The following is a 20,928-nucleotide window of genomic DNA, read 5'->3' as shown; positions in this document are numbered from 1 at the left end:
CCGTCAGTCGAGGATGCTGGTGAGCTTCTTCGCGAACGCGACGATCTCCCGCCCGGCGGCGCTGTCGGGCGCGGACACCACGAGGGGCGAGGGCGTACCGCGGCCAGAATCGACCGCACAGAAGGGGATCCGGCCGAGCTCCTCCACTCCCTGCCCCCAGATCGCACATTCATGGGCGACCCGCGGGAACAACGCGATGTGGTCACCGCAGGACGGGCAGTCGAGGCCGCTCATGTTCTCGACGCCGCCCACGATCGAGATCGTCCGACGCTGCAACATCGACACCAGCTTGCGGCCGTCGAGGTGCGCGGCGTACTGCGGCGTGACGACGAGCACGACGCGGGCGTCGGGCACCAGGGCGAAGAGCTCCTGCTGCAGATCGCCCGTGCCAGGTGGTACGTCGACGAGCAGGAGGTCGAGGTCCCCCCACGCCACGTCGTGGACGAGCCGGCGCAGCAGCAGGCCGACAAGCGGCATCTGCCAGTCCAGCGGCTGGTCCTCGGCGATGAGGAACTGCGCCGACATGATCTTCACGCCCTGGTATTCCACCGGTTCGTCGGCGGGGACGTCGGCCTGCCAGAGCGTGATCGACCGTGCGGGTGTCCGCCGGGTGAGGCCCACCATCGCCGGGATGTCCGGCCCGTAGATGTCGGCGTCCACGAGCCCGATCCGCAGCCCCTGCTGGGCAAGGGCGACCGCGGTGTTGAGCGCCAGCGTGCTCTTGCCGACGCCACCCTTGCCGCTCGCGAAGACGATCGTCTGCGTCATGAGAGCAACCGCCGATGGAGGACGGCCGGGTCATCGGCCGGCCGGACCGGGATCAGTCGGTAGTGCAGCTCGTACGTCGTACCGGAAGGAATCCGGTAACGCTCCAACGTGTCGGGGCCACAGCTCGCTCCGCCAAGGCCGCGTTGACGCACGTCAATGGTGAGTTGCGCCTCCGCGTCGGGTGCGACGTCGGTCGTGTGTCGCGCGTCGGTGAGGGTCTGGTCGGAGTACTGCGACACCCTCGCCTCCACCGGCGTCGGCGCGCTCACCGCGAAGCCCACGCCGTCGCCACGCCGCACGGCGAGCCAGCGGACATCGGTCTTGTTGCCGTGTTCCTGGGGCAGGATGTACGGAACGTACTGCTCCTCGACGCTGCCCTGCCATCGTCCGAGGGCGGCTCCGACCTTGCGGTCGACATAGCTTTCGTGCGGGCCGCGCCCGAGCCATTCGAGCTGGGTGAAGCCCTCCGGCACGGTCATGATGGCCCCGATCCTGGGCAGGTCGGGGAGCCCCGGGTCGACGTCGAACCGGTGCGCGACCCCGACGGATCCGTCGGGGTTGACGTCCAGTCGAAGCTCGTGGCCGATGCCGTCGTCACTGCCCCGCGGGTGGAACCGTTCGGTGCGTCCGACGCGGATCCCGCCGTCCGGCCGCTTCTCCACCTCGACCCGCTGCACGTGGGAGACGAGCCGGTCCAGGCCGGCGTCGAGCCAGCGGTAGAGGACCTGCCGTTCGGTGTGCCACGGGTTGGTGGAGTCGCGGATGCCGTCGTTGTCAGTGGGTGCCCGCCAGGCGTTGAGGCCTGGCCCGGTCGCGAGCAGGTCGATGCCGTCGACCCGCCAGCAGGTGAGGGCGCCGTCGGACCGGCGTACGGCGACGTCGACGGTGCCGCCGTGGATCGTCCAGCCGGCTTCGGATTCCTCCACCGACAGCGCTGCCGGGGTCGAGCGTGGCGTGCCAGTAGGACCGTCGGAGGTGGGCGCACCCGCCGCGAGCGGAAGCTCGACCCAACCGACCTCGTGGCCCGATCCGAGCAGAGGCACTTCGCGCGTGTCGACGAAACGCAGGTGGACGAAGGCCTCCTGGCCCGGCTCGAGCGACGGCATACCCCAGGGCAGGGAGAGAACCTCGGCGCTGCAAGGTGGGGTTGACAACCGGCGGAGCGTGCCCGTCTCGACCGGTGTGCCATCGACGAGGACGGTCCACGAGACCTGGAGGTGCGACAGGTCACGGAAGTCGTACTTGTTCCAGATCCGCAGCCGTCCCGCCTCGGCGAGTTCGGGGTCGGGAAGGTCGGCGTCGAACGGCTGGAACAGCCGCTTCACCTCCCACATCGCCGGATGCGGGGTGCGGTCGGGCCAGAAGAGTCCGTCGCAGACGAAGTTCCCGTCATGGGGTTCGTCGTCGAAGTCGCCGCCGTACGCCCAGTGGGCTGGGGCGTCTCCGGAGGAGAAGCCAGGGCGGGGATCGCCGGGTGACTTCAGGATTCCGTGGTCGAGCATCTCCCAGATGAAGCCACCCTGCAGGCCGTGGTGCGACTCGATCGCGTGCCAGTAGTCGGCCAGGTTGCCGCAGGAGTTGCCCATCGCGTGGGCGTACTCGCACATGATGAGCGGCCGGTGGTCGGTCGTCGTTCGCGCCCAGTCGACGATCGCGTCGATCGAGGGGTACATCGGGCAGATGAGATCGGTCGACGCGTGCCCACTCGACCAGTCGGCCGCGATCGCGCCTTCGTAGTGCACGACGCGGGTCGGGTCGACCCGCCGCACCCACGCCGCCGCCGTGTCGTGGTTGGCGCCGTAGCCGGTCTCGTTGCCGAGCGACCAGGCGATGATGCAGGGATGGTTGCGGTCGCGCAGGACCATGCGGCTGATCCGGTCCACGAACGCCGCCTGATAACGCGGATCGTCGCAGAGCGTGGAGTAGTTGGCGTGCGCCTCGATGTTGGCCTCGTCGATGACATAGAGGCCGTGGATGTCCGCGAGCTCGAGAAAGTACGGGTCCGGCGGGTAGTGCGAAGTGCGTACGGCGTTGACGTTGAACGCCTTGAGCACGGCCACGTCCCGGCGCACGGTCTCCCGAGGCACCGCACTGCCGAAGCGGTCGTGGTGCTCGTGCCGGTTGACGCCCCGGATGTAGACCGCCTGGCCGTTGACCAGCAGTTCGCGGTCGCGGATCTCGACCGTACGAAAGCCGGCATGGGTGCGCGTCGCCTCAACCTCGTGGCCGTCGGGGTCGAGCAGGCTGACGATCACGGTGTAGAGGTTCGGCTCCTCCGCCGACCATGGCGCGACCTTCGGAAGTGACGCGGCGAGCTCCACCCGGCCGAGCCCGGGCGTGTCGCCACCACGAAGCGCCGGCTCGCCGCCGAGTGGGGTGTCAAGGGCGTCTTCCCGGCCCGGTCCGTCGAGGTGTGCGACCACCCGCCAGCCCGGGCCGGGAAGGTCGCCCACGCTGACGTCGACCGACAGCGAACCCCTGCCGCTCTGGTGGTCGTAGCCCGCCCGCACCGCCACGTCGGCGAGGTGGGTGGGCGCGGTCGCGTAGAGGTAGACCGAGCGGTGGATCCCGGCCTGCCACCACTGGTCCTGGTCCTCGATGTAGCTCGCGTCGGACCACTGGATCACCTGGATGGCAAGAGTGTTTCGCCCCGGCTGCAGGGCATGGTTGACGAGGTACTCGCTGGGCAGGCGGGAGTCCTTGCCGATCCCCACGGCGACGCCGTTGAGCCAGATCGAGGACACCGAGATCGCGCCGCCGACATGCAGCACGACCCGGCCGCCGGACCAGTCGTCGGGGAGGGTGAACGTGGTGCGGTAGAGACCGGTGGGATTGTGCGCCGGCACGTGCGGCGGGCGGTTGGGGGCAAACGGCATCTGCACGTTGGTGTACTGCGGCCGACCGTGACCCTGCATGGTCCAGTTGCCGGGCACCGCCACGGTGTCCCACGACGCCACGTCGAGGTCGAGATCGAGGTCGGGATCGGCGAAGTCGGCGGGGGTGTCCTCGGGCCGGTCGACCAGCCGGAACGCCCAGTTGCCGTCGAGGAGCAGCATCCTCGGCTGCGTCTGCGCCCGCGCGGCCTCGGTGGAGGCGTAGGGGAGGAGCGTCGCCCGGCCGGGCAGCCGGTTGACCCCGGTCAGTTCCGGTGTCTCCCACGGACGCAGGGCGGTCGCGGCGGTCGGTTCGTACACGATGACTCTCCTTGGTGCTGCTCACGGCCTTACGGCCTCACGGCGGGCCGCCGCCGTCATGGCCTGCCGCCGCCGTCGTGATCACGAAGGAAGTTCGGCGTATGGACCCCGAAGATCCTCATGATCACGATCATGATCACGGGGTGGGTGGGGAGTGGGACTCAAGGAACGCGAGCACCCGGCGCCAGGCGTCGGCGCACTCCGCGGCGTAATCGTCGTACGACCGGTCGAAGAAACTGTGCGGCGCGCCGGGATAGATGTGCACGGTGTGCTCGACACCGGAGGTCGCCAACGCCGCGGTGAACTCCTCGACCTTCTCGACCGGGATCCCCTGGTCGGCGCCGCCGAAGAGCCCGAGCACCGGCACCTTCGCCGCCGGCGCCGCGGTGATCGGCGTCGGTCCGCCCTCGACCCGTGGCCGCATTCCGGCATAGAAACCGACGACGCCGGCGAGGTCGTCGTTCGACGCCTGCAGCAACGAGTTGCTGCCGCCGAAACAGAAACCCACGGTGAAGACGGCGCCGACCCGACCACTCTCACGCAGGTGCGCGACGCCCGCCGCGACGTCGGCCGCCACGCCGTCGGGCGTCGTCTGCGCCACGTGTGAACGGAAGTCGAAGTCCTCCTCGCGATGGCCTGTTCCGGCCGTACGCCCGAAGTAGTCGATGGCCACCGCGTCGACGCCGACACCGGCGAAGCGTTCGGCGAGTCGTTCGTAGAACGCGAACAGGCCACGGACGTCGGGCAGGATCACGACGCCGGCGCGGGCCCGTCCGGCGGGTGCCGGACCTGGCGCCTCGGCCCGGAATGCGGCGAACTGGGTACCGTCGGCGGAGGTGAGGGTGAGAGAGGTCCCCTGAAAGCCCGGACCGCCGCCGGGAGGATCGGGCGGAACGGCGTCGGCTGCGAAGCACATGGCCTGCCCCTTTGCCTGCTTTGAGCGAGAAATGCAAGGTCGACCCGAACCTACCCCGCGCACCCCACCGTGCCGTAGGGTGGCCGCCCGTGAGGATCGCGGTCCTCAGGGAGCGTCGACCCGGCGAACGCCGGGTCGCGTTGCTTCCTGAGCTACTACCCCGTTTGTTACAGGCCGGTGTCGAGGTGGCAGTCGAGCCCGAGGCCGGCGCGGAAGTCGGCGTGCCCGACGAGGCGTACGCCGCTGCCGGTGCCTATGTCGGCGACGACGCGATGGAGGGCGCGGACCTGGTCCTGTCGGTCCAGCCGATCAACCTGGCCACCGCGCGCGCTCTCGCCGAGGGCACCGTCACGGTCTCGTTCCTGCCGCCGACGCAGGAGATGCCGCTCGTCCGCCGCTTGCGCGAACGCCGGCTGACGGCGTTCTCGATGGACCTCATCCCGCGGATCGCGCGGGCGCAGACGATGGATGCGCTGTCGTCCCAGTCGATGGTCGCGGGCTACCGCGCGGCAGTCGTCGCGGCCGAACGTCTACCGAGGTTCTTCCCGCTCTTCATGACCGCGGCGGGGACGGTACGCCCGGCGACGGTGCTGGTCCTCGGGGCCGGTGTCGCCGGTCTGCAGGCGATCGCGACCACCCGCCGGCTGGGTGCCGACGTCTCCGCCTACGACGTACGCAAGTCCTCCGCCGAGGAGGTGGCGAGCCTTGGCGCGCGGTTCGTGGACCTCGGTCTTCCGCCGCTGGAAGGCGAAGGCGGCTACGCCCGAGAGATGACCGAGGAACGTTCGACCCGCCAGCGAAAGCTGCTGACCCCGCACATCGCCGCCTCCGACGTTCTCATCACCACGGCCGCCGTGCCGGGCCGGACGGCGCCCCTGCTGGTCACGCCGGAGATGATCGTGGGCATGCGGCCAGGTTCGGTGGTCGTCGACCTGGTGGCCGACCAGGGTGGCAACGTCGCGGGCAGCGTGCCGGGGCAGGAGTTGTCGACGGGCGGCGTGCTCATCTGGGGCGGCCAGAACGTCCCGAGCCAGCTTCCGGTGCCGGCGAGCCAGCTGTACGCACAGAACGTCCTGAACCTCATCCTGCTCCTTGTCCGCGACGGCAGGCTTCACCTCGACTTCGACGACGAGATCCTGGCGGCGAGCTGTGTCACGCACGACGGCGAGGTCAGGCACCGTCACACGCAGGACCTGATCGGGGAGGTGGGCTGATGGCCGACCGGCGAAGGAGGTGCCATGACTGAGGGCATCGCACTGCTGACCATCTTCGTCTTCAGTGCGTTCACCGGGTACGAAGTGATTTCCAAGGTGTCGACCATCCTCCACACCCCCTTGATGTCCGGCGCCAACGCCATCCACGGGGTGATCCTGGTCGGCGCCGTCCTCGTCGCCGGCCGTGCCGACAGTGCCCTGGAGCTCTGGGTGGGCCTGGTCGCGGTGTTCCTCGCCACTCTCAACATGGTGGGCGGTTTCGTGGTGACCGACCGGATGCTGGAGATGTTCCGTACGCAGAAGAGGAGGCGGGACGTCCATGGGTGAAGCCGCGGCCAGCACCCCGACCTGGATCCAGTTGGGTTATCTCGTCGCCGCGGTGTGCTTCATCCTGGCGTTGAAGGCGCTGTCGTCGCCGCGGACCGCGCGGGTCGGCAACCTGATCGGCGCGGCCGGCGCCCTGCTCGCCGTCGTCCTCGTCTTCTTCGTCGCCCCACCGCGCAACCTGCTCGCCGTCCTCGGCGCAATCGTCGTCGGTGCGGCCGTCGGCGTGTTCGCCGCGCGCAAGGTCGTCATGACGGCGATGCCCCAGCTGGTCGCGTCGTTCAACGGTGTCGGTGGCGGCGCCGCCGCACTCGTCGCGCTGCTCGAGATCGGCGAACTCGGGCCGGGCGGTGGGACGCTCACGCGGATCGCCGCCGCGTTCACCGTGCTCGTCGGCGCCCTGAGCCTGTCGGGGTCCGCCGTTACCGTCGGCAAGCTTCAGGACCTGCTTCCGGGCCGGCCGATCGTCGTACCCCGCGTGCAGTGGGTCTACGGCGGGGCGCTGCTGGTCACGGTCGCCGTCGCGGCGGTGGCGGTGGTGGCCGGATCGCCGATCTTCGCGATCGTTCTCGGCGTTCTCGCCCTCGTCCTCGGGGTCCTGCTGGTGCTGCCGGTCGGTGGTGCGGACGTGCCGATCGTCATCTCGCTGCTCAACGCGTGCACCGGCCTTGCCGTCGCCGCGAGTGGATACCTGCTCGGCAACACCCTGCTGCTGGTCGCCGGCACGCTGGTCGGTGCGGCCGGTTCGCTCCTGACCCGGCTGATGGCGCAGGCGATGGGTCGCCGGGTGACCACCATCCTGTTCGGTGCGTTGGGCGGCGGGACCTCCACCCTCGGCGCGACCGACGAGAGCACCCGCCCGGTCAAGTCCGCGGGTGCTGAGGACATCGCGGTGCTCCTCGGCTACGCCCGCCGGGTCATCATCATCCCCGGCTACGGTCTGGCCGTCGCGCAGGCACAGCACGCACTCCGCGAGCTCGCCGACACGCTCACCGCGCGCGGCATCGAGGTCATCTACGCCATCCACCCGGTCGCCGGCCGGATGCCCGGACACATGAACGTCCTGCTCGCCGAGGCCAACGTGCCCTACGACCAGCAGGTCGAGATGGCCCAGGTGAACCCGGAGTTCAGGGCCACCGACGTGGCCCTCGTCGTCGGCGCCAACGACGTCGTGAACCCCGCCGCCCGCAAGGCCTACGGTTCGCCCATCGCCGGCATGCCGATCCTCAACGCCGACGAGGCCAAAGCGGTGGTGTTCCTCAAACGCTCGATGCGGCCCGGGTTCGCCGGCATCGAGAACGAGCTGCTCTACAACCCCAAGACGACGCTGCTCTTCGGCGACGCCAAAGACTCGCTGACCCGGCTCATCGCCGCCGTCGAAGCCGTCTGAACCGCCGTCCCGTCATCCCGGCGTCCCGGCGCGTCGCCGCAACCCGGGTCGCCGGCAACCCGGGTCGCCGGCAAGCTGCCTGGACGGGGGTCCTGTGCGGCGGTAAATGACCACGCTGGGTAGGTCTGTGGTCTCTGGACAGGCGTCGATGCCCCGCCCTGGTGTCGAACGCATGGGCAGCGTGGTCATTTGCGGCGTGCGGGCGCGCAGGAGCAGGCGCGTGCCCGGCCGCCACGGCCGAACGCACGTCGCCGCCAGCGGCTCACTCGGCGGCGGCGCGGTGGGTCGGCGACCGTTGGACCCGGACGCTCAGGCCGCCCAGCGCCGTCCAGTGCGGCTCGACGACCGGACCCTGGTCACCGGTGCCGAGCGTTCGGGCCGGCGCCGGAGCGGTGTGCTGGTAGAGGCTCGGCCGGGTGAGCCGGCGCCAGAGCTCCCACCCACAACTCTCGACGCGAACGAAGCAGTCCCAGGTCCCCGCGTCCAACGGCCGACCCAGCCGGCCGGTCCTGACATCCAGCCGCGCCGTGCCCTGCAGGACCAGCTGCTCGGTGTCGTCGGAGACCTCCGGCACCAGATGACACTGGGTCGGGAGCCGGAAGTCGCCCGAGTCGTCGCGGCTCTGCACATAGACGTCGAGCCGGCTGTCGGAGAGCACCTTCGTCACGTCGTACGCATCGATCGGAACCTTGGTCTTCAGCGACACCGGCGGCTCCCACAACAGTCGCCCGTCGACCCGGCGGAAGGTCACCGGCCGCCCGTCGGCGTAGGTCAGTTGGGCGCTGGCCCTGATCACCAGCGCGTTGCCGTCCCAGTCGACACGGTCGAGGGTGGGTACGACGGTGAGTCCGCGCTCCGCCCCCGCCAGCTTCGTGATCTCGGCGTACGCCCCCGCGTGCAGCAGTCGGGCCCGCACCCGGATCGACGGAGGCAGCGCTCGTTCGACGCCGGTGGAGAACCGTTCGGCGGCGAGGTGGCGTACCTCCCGGAACAGTGCGTACGGGCTCTGGCGGACCAGCCGGCCACGCAGCGACCGGCCGCCGTGCAGACCGGGCAGGCCGAACGGTCCGGGGGATCGGGGCGACCCGAGCGGGCCGAGCAGGAGGTCCTGGTAGAAGCGCGCGTAGATCTGGTCGCGCTCGTCGCCGGGGTCGGTGTGGGTGTCGACGAGATCGAGGAGCTGCCGGAGCGACCGGGTGTACGCCGTGGGATCGAGCCGCCGCTGCGGCGGTTGCTCGGACGGGCGGTCCGGCGTACCCCAGTGGCAGCACACGCCGTCGGACAGCACGCCGGTGACCTTGGCGAGGAAGTACGCTTCGGCGACGAACCGCTCATCGGCCAACCAGGCAGGGCCTTCCGCGAACCGCAGTCGGTGTCGGAGCAGGAAACCGGTCCGGAACAGCTTGTGCGGCGTCATCAGCCGGAAAAGGTCGCCGGCGAGGATGTCCGCGTTGTCCCGCGACTCGAGGAACACTGCCCTCGGCACCTCGTTGGCGCCGTATCCGACGACCTTCCCCACGACGATGTCGGCGCTGCTGCGGATCGCCATGGCGTACATGCGTTCCAGGGCAGGCGAAGCCAGCCGATCATGTGCGGTGAGGAAGTAGAGGTACTCACCGCTCGCGACCTCGATGCCGACGTTGCGGGGACGCCCGGGACCGCCCGTGTGCGCGGCGTGGATCACCCGGATGTGCGGATGCTTCTCCGCCAGGGTGTCGAGGCGCTGGAGAGTGCCGTCGGCGGAGCCGGTGTCGATGAAGAGCACTTCGTACTCGCCGGCCGAAAGTGACTGACCGAGCAGGGATGCCAGGCAGGAGTCGAGTCGGGGTCCCGGGTTGTACACCGGAACGATGACGCTGACCTTCACTCCCATGGGTGCACCCCCATGGTGGGAGCATCGTCAGATTCCCGGACTCACAAACCTCAGCCGCGAGCCGGGCCCGCCTCACCGCCGCCCCGCCCACCTAACCAGCGCGCCCGCGTACCCGCGTACCCGCCTCACCCGCGCACGCCCAACCGCCGCGCCCGCAGTCAGTCGACGACGCCGTACAGCCGGTCGCCCGCGTCGCCCAGCCCCGGAACGATGAACCCCTTCTCGTTCAGATGGTCGTCCAGCCCGGCGGTCACCACCGTGACGGGAATCCCAATCCGCTCCAGCTGGGCCTCGAGGTGGGCGATCCCCTCGGGCGCGGCGAGCAGGCAGACGGCGGTGATCTCGTCGGCACCGCGGGCGACCAGGAACCCGATCGCGTCGGCCAGGGTGCCGCCGGTGGCGAGCATCGGATCGAGGACGTAACACTGCCGACCGGACAGATCCTCCGGAATCCGTTGGGCGTACGTCGACGCCTTCAGGGTGCGCTCATCGCGGATCATGCCGAGAAAGCCCACCTCGGCCGTCGGCAGCAGCCGGACCATTCCCTCGAGCATGCCGAGCCCCGCCCGCAGGATGGGTACGACCAAAGGCTTGGGTGCGGCGAGCTTGCGCCCCTGTGCGGCGGCGACCGGCGTCTGCACGGTGACGGGTTCGGTCCGGACTTCCCGGGTCGCTTCGTACGCCAGCAACGTCACCAGCTCGTCGGTCAGCTGCCGGAAGGTCGGCGAGTCCGTTGCGGCATTGCGCAGGACCGTCAGCTTGTGGGCGACGAGGGGATGGTCGGCCACGTGGATCCGCATCGGCAGGCACCTCGAAGCGATCGACGACAGGGAGTGTGTAAAGCCGGCTGGCATGGGGTACGCACGACCGGATGTGGCCCCGCGCGGGCGTTGATCCGGAGAGGACGCGGAGCCACCTTAGTAGGGTCAGCGCGATCTGGCAGTAGCGTCAGCGCGATCTGGAAGCGCGTTCGACGGCGTTCGACCAGCGCGTTCGACGGGGGTGTTCAGAACCGGGGGGTTGGCAGGCGATCCATTCCGGCACCGGGAGTCGACCTCATGGCGAAGACCCAGCGACGTGGGACACCACGGGGCGAGCGATCATCCACCCGCGAACCGTCCCAGCCGGACAACCAGAGCGAACGCCTCCGGCGGCGCGCCGCGTTCCTCCGTGACCTGGCCGAGGCCAGGGAACTGCGGGCCCGGATCCGGCCCAGGCGCACCCGGCTCGCCCGGCTCCGCGACGCCCTCCGGCGCTCCACGTACCGCACCTCCTGAGCGGTCTGCCGCCGAACCGCGGCAATTGGGCGGAAAATCCTGGAGAAAAATGCGGTGCATTCTCCGCTGGGTCTGCCACGATCTCCCTTATGGCCGAGGAGAGCAGCACAACGGTCGACTTCGCTGTTGTGGTCTACCTCGAGGAGGGCTGCTGGCGGGCAACGTCGCTCGCCACATGGGCAGCGCGTGACCTCGACACCCTGGTACGCACCCTGCGCCAGCATCCGGGCGACCGGGGATGCCTCGGGCTGGTCTCGGTCGATGACGACTTCTTCGTCCTGGTACGCGTCGATGGGGTGGATGTGAGGTACCTCCTCTCGGATGTCACCGCCGCCACCGAGTGGCCGCTCGCCCGGGCCGTCCTCGACGAACTCGCGCTTCCGGTGCCCGATGACGACGACGACCGTGCCCAGCCGGCCGGCGACCTGACCATCGTCGCCGACCTCGGCATGGCCGCCATGGAGATGGGCGCTCTGTGCGACGACTTCGACCTGTACCCCGACGAGATGCTCGCCAAGATCGCCGAGCGGCTCGGCTGCGGCGTGGCGTTCCACCAGGTGCTGGACACGGCGATCAGTTAGGCGTGTGACGGCTACCCCTGGGGTACGACGCAACAAATCCCGACTCGACGATGTTCTGACCCAAGAGAGTTCTGAGCCCGAAGAGTTCTGACCCCGAAGAGTGCTCTGGCCGAGGGTTCTGGCCCACGAGATCTGTGACGAAGGAATGGTGCGCGGTGTCCTACTTCGCGGCGGCGTTCGCCCGTAGAGGTGGCGACTGGTTGGCGACGGAGATCGACCTCGACGACGCCGAAGGCGTCGACGGTGTGGCCGAAGCGGCGGCCGAGGTCGATGCCGACGACGGGATCGTGGTCGTCCTGGTGGAGGAAGAGGAGTGGTTCGGCGTCGTACGTGTCGAACCCGACGAAGATCCGCGAGTGTTCGTGTCCGACGGCGCCGAGGCCGGCCGTACGCCCGTCGGCGGGACACTCGTGAGTGAGATCGCGGCCGACTATCTCGACGACGACGAGGTGCCGGTGAGCGGCAGGGGCGTGGCGCTGCCCGCGGAGCCGCTGGGTGAGGCGGGACTCCTCGACGATCTGGGCGCCTCCGCCGAGACACTCAACCGGCTGGCCGGCGCGACCAGCACGACGCCTGCCGACGCCGTGGCCGAGATCGCCGAGCGGATCGGGTTCGTCGACGTCCTCGAGACAGTCCGCTGACACACAGCTCGGCCAGTCGGCCGGAGGCGTGGGACGACGCGATGCGCGTCGCCCTCGGCGAGGCGCGACTGGCGGAGTCGGCTGGTGACGTCCCCGTCGGCTGCGTGGTCGTCGATGCCGATGGGCAGGTCCTCGGCCGTGGCCACAACGCGCGGGAGGCCACCGCCGACCCGACTGCCCATGCCGAGGTCCTCGCGATCCGGCAGGCGGCGGCGCGGGGTGGGTGGCGGCTCGACGGCTGCACGTTGGTCGTCACGCTCGAGCCGTGCACGATGTGTGCGGGCGCGGTGGTTCTCGCCCGGGTGGACAGGCTGGTGTTCGGCGCGTACGACGAGAAGGCCGGAGCGGTCGGTTCGCTCTGGGACGTCGTACGCGACCGGCGACTCAACCACCGGCCCGACGTCGTGAGTGGGGTCCTCGCCGACGAGTGCGCAGGCCTGCTGCGTGACTTCTTCACCGCCCAGCGTCGCCCTCGCTGATCCCATGGGACCGCGCGATACGCGTCCAGGAGAACGGCGTACTGATGAGGAGCGCCCTCATCCAACCCGGCGTCGCGTGAGGGTCCGTCCGAGGCCGCCTCGCCCGGGTGCCGGCGCTGGCGCAGGCTGGTACGGAACGCGGTAGGCGGCGACACGGCACGGTCCGATAACCTACCCGCGGTGGCGTGTCCGAGCGGCCTATGGAGCACGCCTCGAAAGCGTGTGAGGGGCAACCCTCCGCGGGTTCAAATCCCGCCGCCACCGCGCCGATGAGCAAGCGAAATGCCCGGCAGCCTCTACGGAGGTGCCGGGCATTTCGCCGTCTGGTCTCAGTTTCGGTCGCAGTTGACCCTCGGCCTGGGGTTCCGACCACCGGTACGCCGGTCGAGCGGCGGAGTGAGTGGATCCGGGAAGGTACCGTCGCACTGTCGCCAGGCGGTAGCGCCCGCGGCCTCCTGGGCTCAGGTGCGCGGGGCGTACGCCGGATAGTTGGCGAGATCCACGTCGGCATCCGGCCATCGCTTGCGCAAGTGTCGCGCTACCTCGCGAACCCATCCGGTGAGGTGCGGAAGGCAGCGGTGACGCTCGGCCGTGCTCGCTGCCAACTCGAGTGTGAAGACTCTCTGGACGCGGCTGCTGTCCCCCGGGGGGCGGGCGTCGATGCGGTCGAACCCGCCGAGCCGCTCGAGCGCCATCAGGTGGCAGGAGGCCGCCATGCCGAACCCGAACGCGCTGTCGTCGGCCGCTTCCGGAACGCCACTGGCAAGCGCGGCACGGTACTCGTCCTCGAGCCCGGTGGCTGCCGGGTCACCGACCGTGATCCACATCGGTCCTGGCACCGCCAGACTGGCGGCGTCGGTGAGAGCGTGCCGGAAGCCGGCGAACTCGAAGTCGGTGAGACGCCCGTCGTCGCCGTCGACCAGGAAGTTGTTGGAACCCGCGTCACCGTTGGAGAAGGCAAGGAACGGCCCCGGCTCGGCGAGTACGGCGTGGACGCTCGCCAGCTCCCGCTCCGCCCGGTGCGGCATCGTGACGCCAAGCCCCTCGATCCGACGGCGGGTCTGCGTCCATCGCTGGCCCATGAAGCGCAGCCGTTCGACCTGCGGATCGACCGGCCCGTACGTGCGACGTCTGGCGTAATAGATCTCCGCGTGTCCTGCGGTGGCCGCGTGCAGCTGGCCCATGGTCCGCGCGAAGGACACCAGGCCGGTCTTCGCGCCGGTCGCGCCGTACCGGCGAATCTGATCGGCGAGCGGAACACGCGGGAACAGGTCCTCGAGCACCAGGACGCCCGTCGTCAGGTCGGATGCCACCAGCCGTGGCACCAGATCGACGCCGAGTTCGGCGAGGAACTCCAGTGCCGCGCGTTCGGTGCACACCTGCGCCGGGTCGGTACGGAACTCGCTGGGATCCTCCCGCAGCCACTTCACGATCACCGATCCAGGTAGGAGGGCTGAGGTAGACAACTGCGAAGGCGGCTCGGCGAGGTGGCAACGCGCGACTGACCAGGGCGCCAACTGCTCGGAGCGGGCAATGGTCACGGTCGTGTGGAACGCCTCCGACAACAGCGTTTGCACCGCGGACAGGGCAGGGCTCGGCACAGGTTGGTGTCCTTGCTCGGGTTTTGGCGCGGATCTGGCCCGGCCAGTGTGCAACGGAAAGAGGCAGAGAACGAGTCTTGCTTTCGTTACGGGGCGCATGATCACGCTCGCCGCCGCACCCTGGCACCAGGGGAAGAGGACTGGGCCGGGTCAGGACCTTGGCCCCTCCCCTGCGGTTCATGGCCGCGGGCACCTTGGGCAATGAGGGGAGTACTTCCTAAGGTCCGCCTCGGTCAGGACGGACACTTGCTGGTGTCCTCGGGGTGATGACGCCCTCAGCGGGTGAAGGAGACCTCGAACGCAACCGTTCGAGGGGACTCCTGTGCTTGCTCAAGCTGCCTCGTCGGAGTCGATTGGTACGCCCTTGTTGTGGGCGGCCAGCATTGCCGTACTCCTCATCTTGGTCGCCGCTGACTTCCTGGTGACCCGCCGCCCGCACGAGGTGTCGCTGCGCGAGGCCGTCGGCTGGTCGGTGTTCTATCTCTCCCTGCCGCTGGTGTTCGGCGTGGCACTCTGGGCGGTATTCGGCGGTGCTCAGGCGCTGGAGTTCGTCACGGGCTTCGTGGTGGAGAAGTCCCTGTCGGTGGACAACCTTTTCGTGTTCATGCTCTTGCTGGCCGGCTTCGCGGTACCGGCCGAACTGCAGCAGCGCGTGCTGCTCTTCGGCATCGTCGGCGCACTGGTGCTGCGTGGCATCTTCATCGCGGCCGGTGCCGCGCTGCTGCAAGCCGGCACCTGGGCATTCCTGGTGTTTGGGGCGATCCTGTTCGTCACCGCCGTCAAGATCCTGCACGATGCCGCAGCCGGGTCGAACTTCGACCGTGACGTGTCACAGATGCGCTCGGTGCGACTCCTCCGGCGGTTGATGCCGGTCACCGACGGCTACCGCGGCACCCGGCTGACGGTCCGCGAGGATGGTCGGCGTGCCCTGACCCCGTTGACGGTCGTGGTCGTCGCTGTGTTCGCCACCGACGTGGTCTTCGCCGTCGACTCTGTCCCAGCCGTCTACGGCATCACCCAAGACCCGTACCTGGTGTTCACCACCAACGCATTCGCCCTGCTCGGCCTGCGCGCCCTGTACTTCGTGCTGCACACCGCACTGGGCAAACTCACCCACCTCAACTACGGGCTGGGGATCATTCTCGCGTTCATCGGCGTCAAGCTGGTCCTGCACTGGGCTCACGGGATCTGGCCCGCCGTGCCCCAGATCCCCACCCCGCTCTCCCTCGCCGTCATCGTGCTGATCCTGGCGGTCGTCACGCTGACCAGCCTGCGCGCCCGCAGCGGCGCTGAACAAACCACACCCGGGAGCTGACCATGCTCACCGACATCCTCATCGAAATTGTCATGACCGTGCTCGTCCTGGCCTCAGTGCTGATCACCTGTGCCGCGCTGCTGGACGCCCGTCCACCCCGAGGACCAGATCGGCCGCCTGGCCGTCGTCGGCGGTCTCGCGCGCTACGCAGGTCCGCACAGGCGACACACTCGGTTTCGTCAGGCCCTGCATGGGGGACGGCATCCAGGAGGCGTAACAGCGTCGGCCGGCTGCTCCCGGCGGGGACGGTGGAGCGGGGGAAGCGTGGAACGCGGCACTGACCTTGTTATCACGGTCCGCTGCGCCGACGCCGACGCCGCCGGCCAAGCACTCAGCCTGCTCCGGGAGTGTGATGCTGCTGGGCAGATCGAGCTGAGGGGCGGGATCGTGATCGAACGCGCCCCGGACGACAGACTGCAGATGCCCGCTGACCCCCACATGGTCGCTGGCGTCGCGACCGGCGGTGGGAGCCTCATCGGCATGCTGATGGACATTCTCGGCGGACCGCTGGGAATGTTGCTGGGGTGGCGTGGAGCGGCCGTGATCGCCGCCGCCGTGGATCTACGAATGGCCGAGAGAACGGGCGAGCTGGGTGGGCTCGCCGCGCTGAGTGTCTCGTCCCGCATCGGTAAGGCGGTCGTCCTGGCCGACATCACCGAGTTCGACCCCGAGATCATCGACTCCGAGATGGCCAAGGTGGGTGGCACAGTGATCCGTCGCCCGGCCGACCTGGTGCTGGCAGAGCTTGCCGCGGCCGAGGACGCGGCGAAGGCAGCCGAGTTGGAAGCGGTGCGTGTCCTGCGCCAGCAGCACATCGCCGAACGCAGAAAAGGTGGTGGCGATCGCGACACGTTCGACTGAGGGAACGCCAGCCACAGCTCCCACCTGATCCACACAGCCTTGAAAGCACTGTCCGGTCGGCCGGACGCTCGTCCACCTCCCGGTCTGGGCAGGGCGCCAACAGCGACACGGGTCGTCAGCCTGTCCAACCACGCCTGACTGCGACACGTAGGCACCCGTTAGGCTTAGCCGGACAGGTTGGGGTCGTCAGCTGTGGACGGTCCGGGCGTGGGCTCGCAGACCTCGAAAGCGTGTGAGGGGCAACCCTCCGAGGGCTCAAGTCCCGCCGCCACCGCCTGATGGGGCCCTGGACACGATCACCTGGTCATGTCCGGGCCCTCGTCGTATCCGGCGGCCATCCGTCGGGGGATGGCAAGGTGGTGGGTGGGGGGATAGGCACAAGGTGACAGTCGCCGAGCTGGACCAGTTCCTGTTGTACGGCACTGTCGTACTGCTCCTGGGTGTCCTGGCCGTGCGGTTCGCCGTACGGTTCGGCCTTCCCAGCCTGTTGATCTACCTCGCGATGGGCGTCGCGCTCGGCGAGTCCGGGCTCGGCATCCACTTCGACGACGCCCAGCTCGCGCACGCCCTCGGATTCGCGGCACTGGTGATCATCCTCACCGAAGGTGGACTCACTACGCGCTGGTCCGATGTCCGGCCAGCGATGATTCCGGGTGTCGTCCTGGCGACAGTCGGCGTCGGCCTGAGCGTCGGTGTCGTCGCAGTCGCCGTCCATGTGCTGCTCGGGCTCGACTGGCAGTTGGCGTTCCTGCTGGGGGCCATCACGTCGCCGACCGACGCGGCCGCCGTCTTCTCGGTCCTGCGGCGGGTGCCGCTGCCACGCCGGCTCGCCGGCATCCTGGAAGCCGAGTCCGGCCTGAACGACGCACCCACGGTTCTCATCGTGACGACCCTCAGCTCGGCGTCGCTCGGCAGTCAGAACCCGGGTCTGGTCTCGCTCACGATCCTCGGCGAGTTGCTCCTGGGTGCCGCACTTGGATGCCTGGTGGGGTTTGGTGGCGCGTGGATCCTGCGCCGGGTCGCGCTGGGGGCGTCCGGGCTGTATCCACTCGCCATCGTGTCCTTCGCCGTCTTGGCGTACGCCAGCGCCTCGGCCGTGCACGGCAGCGGATTCGCGGCCGTGTACGTCGCGTCGCTGATCCTCGGCAACTCCGAGCTGCCGCACCGACCGGCCGTGCGTTCGTTCATCGAAGGACTTGCCTGGCTGGCGCAGGTCGGACTGTTCGTGATGCTGGGTCTGCTGGCCTGGCCGTCGCGGCTCGGACTCTCCGAGGTCGTCGCCGGGCTGGTCGCCGGCGTGGTGCTCACGTTCCTCGCCCGGCCGGTGTCGGTCGTGCTGTCACTGCTGCCGTTCCGGATTCCTGCCACCGAACACCTGTTCCTGTCGTGGGCAGGCCTGCGCGGCGCCGTCCCCATCGTTCTCGCGACCATCCCGATGGCGGCCGGCCTGGAGGGCGCGGACAGGCTTTTCGACATGGTCTTCGTCCTCGTGGTCGCCTTCACGCTCGTGCAGGCGCCGACACTGCCGGTCGTGGCGAGGCTGCTCCGGATCCACGGTGAGGACGAGGTACGCGACCTCGACATCGAGGCGGCGCCGCTGGAACGCGTCGAGGCCGACCTGCTGCAGGTCCGGATCTTCCCCGCGTCGCGCCTCGCCGGAGTCGAGGTCGGCGAGATCCGCCTGCCCCGGGGCGCCTCGGTCGCCCTCATCGTCCGCGAGGGACGCAGCATGGTGCCCACGCAGACGACCGTGCTGCGCGAGGCTGACGACGTTCTGGTTGTCACGCCACGCCGGTTGCGCGAGGCGACCGAACGACGGCTCCGGGCGGTCAGTCGCGGGGGCCGGCTCGCAGACTGGCTCGGCCGGAGCCGCGGGCAGGCCTAGCCCAGGCCTAGCCCCCCAGGGCCATCGGCGTGGGCGTCATCGTCACGCAGACGGGCACCCGGGTGTCGACCTCCATGGCCTTCGGGGCCTTGGAGACCAGCCCGGCGTACTCGCTCCCGAGGATCACGTCGACCGAGGTGTCGGTGCGCTCATCGCCACGCCGGGTCTCGCCGGAGAGCTGCTCGCCGACCAGCAGAACCTCGGGCGCGTCCTTGTGCCGACCACGGACCTCGACGGTCTTGACCTTGGCGTCGTACGGAGAGTTGCCCACCTTCGCGATCGTGAATCCGCGCTGGCGGAGCAGGTCGGCCGTGCGATCGGCCAGGCCGCTGATCTTGCCGGCGTTGTAGACGTTCAACGTGACGGTCTGCGCGCTGATCCGCTGCTTCTCCTCGGGCTTCGGTGTCGAGCAGACCTGGGTGGGACTGGGCGCGGGTGCGACGTTGAGTACGGAGTCCCAGCCGTACCACGCGGCGCTGGACAACAGGCCCAGGAGGACGAGCAGGGTGAAGGGTCCACGAATCCGTCGACGGCGCCTGCGCCGGATCTCCATCGTGTCGTAGGGCGTCATCTCGGACCTTTCCCCGTGCAGCGTGCTCAGCCTTCGAGTCGGAGCACGCGGGCGTGGAGCACCATCCGCTGGTGCAGAGCCGCGCGGAGCGCCCGGTGCAGTCCGTCTTCAAGATAAAGCTCTTGGCGGTATTCGACCACGTGCGCGAAGAGATCGCCGTAATAGGTGGAATCTTCTGCCAACAATGTGTCGAGATCAAGGGTGCGTTTGGTCGTGACCAGCTGGTCGAGCCTGATCGGGCGGGGTGGGAGCTGAGCCCAGTCGCGTTGGGTCGCTCCGTGATCGGGGTAGGGGCGACCGTCGCCGACTCGCTTGAAGATCACGCCTCGGCAGTGTAGTAGGCAGCGCTGGGTGGCCGATTGGAGACGCTGGGCGCCCATTTTCGAAACAATGACAATTCCACCAGTTCCCCACGATCTGGTGAGGCGCCCGTGTGGCATGGCGGCGCTGAGCAAAACGTCGATGCGATGATCGGGTACGCCGTCGTGCCGCGGGATGGAGTGAGGATGAAGAAGATCATCAACGATCCGTCGACCGTCGTCGAGGAGTCCCTGGCCGGTCTGGCCGCCGCCCATGCCGACCTGCTCCGGGTGGAGTTCGATCCGACATTCGTCGTACGAACGGACGCGCCGAGACCGGGCAAGGTCGGTGTCGTGTCCGGCGGCGGCAGCGGGCACGAACCCCTGCACGGCGGGTTCGTCGGGCGGGGCATGCTCGACGCGGCCTGCCCGGGCCCGGTCTTCACCTCGCCGACACCGGATCCGATCCTCGCGGCCACCCGGGCGGTGGACGGCGGTGCGGGCGTACTCCACATCGTGAAGAACTACACCGGCGACGTCCTGAACTTCGAGACCGCCGCAGAGTTGGCCGCGGCCGAGGACATCACCGTCGAGGCGGTCGTGATCGACGACGACGTCGCCGTCAAGGACAGCCTCTACACGGCGGGACGCCGTGGCGTCGGCGGCACGGTGCTCGCCGAGAAGATCGTCGGAGCCGCCGCCGAACGCGGTGACGACCTGACGTCCGTCGCCGCGCTCTGCCGGCGGGTCAACGCCCACGTTCGCAGCATGGGCATGGCCCTCACGTCGTGCACCGTTCCGCATGCCGGCAAGCCGACGTTCGAGCTGGGCGAGCAGGAGATGGAGATCGGGATCGGCATCCACGGCGAGCCCGGCCGTGAGCGGCTGCCGCTGGAGCCCGCCGACGCCATCGTCGACCGTCTCCTCTCGCCGGTCGTGGCAGACCTGCCGTTCGGTTCCGGCGACGGGGTGTTGCTCTTCGTGAACGGCATGGGCGGTACGCCGTTGATGGAGCTCTACCTCGCCTACGGTCACGCGGAGAAGCTCCTGGCCGCGCAGGGGATCAGGGTCGAACGCCGGCTGGTCGGCAACTACATCACCTCCCTGGAGATGCAGGGCATGTCGATCACGTTGCTGAAGCTCGACGAGGAGATGGTCGAGCTCTGGGACGCGCCCGTCCACACGCCGGCGTTGCGGTGGGGCGTCTGAACGCGGGACGGGTACGCGGCGAGAGGATGAGGACGTGGCCGTGACGACGCAGCACCTCGTGACCTTCGTGACCGCGTACGCCGAGGTGATCGCGGCGAACCGGGCGTACCTCATCGATCTCGACGCCGCCATCGGGGACGCCGACCACGGCGAGAACCTCGACCGTGGGATGAAGGCGGCGATGGCGGAACTCGCCGACGCGCCGGACGAGGTCGCGCCGGCCGAGGTGCTGCGCAGGGTCGCCACGGCGCTGGTGTCCAAGGTGGGCGGGGCGGCCGGGCCGCTCTACGGCACCGCGTTCCTCCGGGCCTCCGGTGCGCTCCGTGGCAAGCCCGCACTCGACGCTCCCGATGTCGTGGCGGCGATCGAGGCCGGCCTCGGCGGGGTGGTCGCCAGAGGCAAGGCGGTGGCCGGCGACAAGACGATGGTCGACGCCTGGGAGCCGCCGGCGCGGGCGGCCGAGCAGGCGGTGCCGGCGGGAACCCCGCTCCGCGGGGCGCGGGCCCACGCAGCCGACGCCGCCGAGGACG

General features: G+C 69.4%; 20 protein-coding genes and 1 tRNA gene. 13 read left to right on the top strand and 8 right to left on the bottom strand.

Annotated elements, in window-relative coordinates:
• Positions 1-3: 3 nt before the first annotated feature.
• The 3 genes from ABN028_RS31495 to ABN028_RS31485 form a co-directional block, all read right to left on the bottom strand.
• Positions 4-768: a P-loop NTPase gene (locus ABN028_RS31495; RefSeq protein WP_349699120.1), complete on the bottom strand. Its 765-nt coding sequence runs from the start codon at positions 766-768 to the stop codon at positions 4-6.
• Entirely contained in the window at positions 765-3,962 is a 3,198-nt protein-coding gene (locus ABN028_RS31490) for a glycoside hydrolase family 2 TIM barrel-domain containing protein (protein WP_349699119.1), read from the bottom strand. The genes ABN028_RS31495 and ABN028_RS31490 overlap by 4 nt, the downstream gene beginning before the upstream one ends.
• A 136-nt stretch (positions 3,963-4,098) precedes the next feature.
• A complete protein-coding gene (locus tag ABN028_RS31485; RefSeq protein ID WP_349699118.1) occupies positions 4,099-4,878 on the bottom strand; it encodes a dienelactone hydrolase family protein in 780 nt (259 codons plus the stop codon).
• An 89-nt stretch (positions 4,879-4,967) separates the two neighbouring features.
• Between ABN028_RS31485 and ABN028_RS31480 the strand changes: the two genes are divergently transcribed.
• Genes ABN028_RS31480 through ABN028_RS31470 form a run of 3 tightly spaced genes read left to right on the top strand, consistent with a single transcriptional unit; the run spans position 4,968 to position 7,806 of the window.
• Positions 4,968-6,092 carry an NAD(P) transhydrogenase subunit alpha gene (locus ABN028_RS31480; RefSeq protein ID WP_349325790.1) on the top strand — a complete coding sequence of 375 codons (1,125 nt, stop codon included), beginning with the start codon at positions 4,968-4,970 and terminating at the stop codon, positions 6,090-6,092.
• Between the two features lie 24 nt (positions 6,093-6,116).
• Complete coding sequence (locus tag ABN028_RS31475) at positions 6,117-6,419, top strand: NAD(P) transhydrogenase subunit alpha part 2 (RefSeq protein ID WP_349325789.1); 303 nt, start codon at positions 6,117-6,119, stop codon at positions 6,417-6,419.
• Entirely contained in the window at positions 6,412-7,806 is a 1,395-nt protein-coding gene (locus ABN028_RS31470) for an NAD(P)(+) transhydrogenase (Re/Si-specific) subunit beta (protein WP_349699117.1), read from the top strand. The genes ABN028_RS31475 and ABN028_RS31470 overlap by 8 nt, the downstream gene beginning before the upstream one ends.
• 262 nt (positions 7,807-8,068) lie before the next feature.
• On the opposite strand, the gene ABN028_RS31465 is transcribed toward ABN028_RS31470, so the two are convergent.
• Both ABN028_RS31465 and upp read right to left on the bottom strand, forming a co-directional pair.
• Positions 8,069-9,679, bottom strand: coding sequence for a glycosyltransferase family 2 protein (locus tag ABN028_RS31465; RefSeq protein WP_349699116.1), 1,611 nt, complete (start codon positions 9,677-9,679; stop codon positions 8,069-8,071).
• Positions 9,680-9,837: 158 nt separating this feature from the next.
• Complete coding sequence (gene upp, locus ABN028_RS31460; RefSeq protein WP_349325786.1) at positions 9,838-10,479, bottom strand: uracil phosphoribosyltransferase; 642 nt, start codon at positions 10,477-10,479, stop codon at positions 9,838-9,840.
• A 258-nt stretch (positions 10,480-10,737) separates the two neighbouring features.
• Between upp and ABN028_RS31455 the strand changes: the two genes are divergently transcribed.
• The 5 genes from ABN028_RS31455 to ABN028_RS31435 all read left to right on the top strand — a co-directional run bounded on the left by ABN028_RS31455 (position 10,738) and on the right by ABN028_RS31435 (position 12,921).
• Positions 10,738-10,956: a hypothetical protein gene (locus ABN028_RS31455; protein WP_349325785.1), complete on the top strand. Its 219-nt coding sequence runs from the start codon at positions 10,738-10,740 to the stop codon at positions 10,954-10,956.
• A gap of 89 nt (positions 10,957-11,045) precedes the next feature.
• Positions 11,046-11,537, top strand: coding sequence for a tRNA adenosine deaminase-associated protein (locus ABN028_RS31450; protein WP_349325784.1), 492 nt, complete (start codon positions 11,046-11,048; stop codon positions 11,535-11,537).
• A gap of 155 nt (positions 11,538-11,692) precedes the next feature.
• Entirely contained in the window at positions 11,693-12,178 is a 486-nt protein-coding gene (locus ABN028_RS31445; protein WP_349325783.1) for a tRNA adenosine deaminase-associated protein, read from the top strand.
• Positions 12,179-12,219: 41 nt separating this feature from the next.
• On the top strand, positions 12,220-12,657 hold the full coding sequence (tadA, locus tag ABN028_RS31440) for a tRNA adenosine(34) deaminase TadA (RefSeq protein ID WP_502879230.1): 438 nt from the start codon (positions 12,220-12,222) through the stop codon (positions 12,655-12,657).
• Positions 12,658-12,836: 179 nt separating this feature from the next.
• Positions 12,837-12,921 (top strand) — tRNA-Ser (locus tag ABN028_RS31435).
• Positions 12,922-13,118: 197 nt separating this feature from the next.
• Here ABN028_RS31435 and ABN028_RS31430 read toward each other — a convergent pair.
• Positions 13,119-14,258, bottom strand: a complete 1,140-nt coding sequence (locus ABN028_RS31430) for an aminoglycoside phosphotransferase family protein (RefSeq protein WP_349699115.1) — start codon at positions 14,256-14,258, stop codon at positions 13,119-13,121.
• Between the two features lie 322 nt (positions 14,259-14,580).
• On the opposite strand from ABN028_RS31430, the gene ABN028_RS31425 reads away from it, so the two are divergent.
• From ABN028_RS31425 to ABN028_RS31415, 3 genes are all read left to right on the top strand, one after another.
• Positions 14,581-15,573, top strand: coding sequence for a TerC/Alx family metal homeostasis membrane protein (locus tag ABN028_RS31425; RefSeq protein ID WP_349325781.1), 993 nt, complete (start codon positions 14,581-14,583; stop codon positions 15,571-15,573).
• Between the two features lie 264 nt (positions 15,574-15,837).
• Entirely contained in the window at positions 15,838-16,434 is a 597-nt protein-coding gene (locus ABN028_RS31420) for a hypothetical protein (protein ID WP_349325780.1), read from the top strand.
• Positions 16,435-16,816: 382 nt separating this feature from the next.
• Positions 16,817-18,319: a potassium/proton antiporter gene (locus ABN028_RS31415; protein ID WP_349325779.1), complete on the top strand. Its 1,503-nt coding sequence runs from the start codon at positions 16,817-16,819 to the stop codon at positions 18,317-18,319.
• Positions 18,320-18,326: 7 nt separating this feature from the next.
• On the opposite strand, the gene ABN028_RS31410 is transcribed toward ABN028_RS31415, so the two are convergent.
• Positions 18,327-18,890, bottom strand: coding sequence for a LytR C-terminal domain-containing protein (locus ABN028_RS31410; RefSeq protein WP_349325778.1), 564 nt, complete (start codon positions 18,888-18,890; stop codon positions 18,327-18,329).
• A 26-nt stretch (positions 18,891-18,916) separates the two neighbouring features.
• Complete coding sequence (locus tag ABN028_RS31405; protein ID WP_349325777.1) at positions 18,917-19,213, bottom strand: type II toxin-antitoxin system VapB family antitoxin; 297 nt, start codon at positions 19,211-19,213, stop codon at positions 18,917-18,919.
• A 183-nt stretch (positions 19,214-19,396) separates the two neighbouring features.
• On the opposite strand from ABN028_RS31405, the gene dhaK reads away from it, so the two are divergent.
• Positions 19,397-20,398: a dihydroxyacetone kinase subunit DhaK gene (gene dhaK, locus ABN028_RS31400; protein WP_349699114.1), complete on the top strand. Its 1,002-nt coding sequence runs from the start codon at positions 19,397-19,399 to the stop codon at positions 20,396-20,398.
• A gap of 40 nt (positions 20,399-20,438) precedes the next feature.
• Positions 20,439-20,928: dihydroxyacetone kinase subunit DhaL (dhaL, locus tag ABN028_RS31395; RefSeq protein ID WP_349699113.1), on the top strand; the 490-nt coding region annotated here is incomplete at its 3' end.

The sequence above is a fragment of the Actinopolymorpha sp. B17G11 genome (assembly GCF_040196095.1).
GTDB lineage: Bacteria > Actinomycetota > Actinomycetes > Propionibacteriales > Actinopolymorphaceae > Thermasporomyces.
Note: the sequence above shows the minus strand (reverse complement) of the source record. Positions and strands in the feature narration are given on the sequence as shown.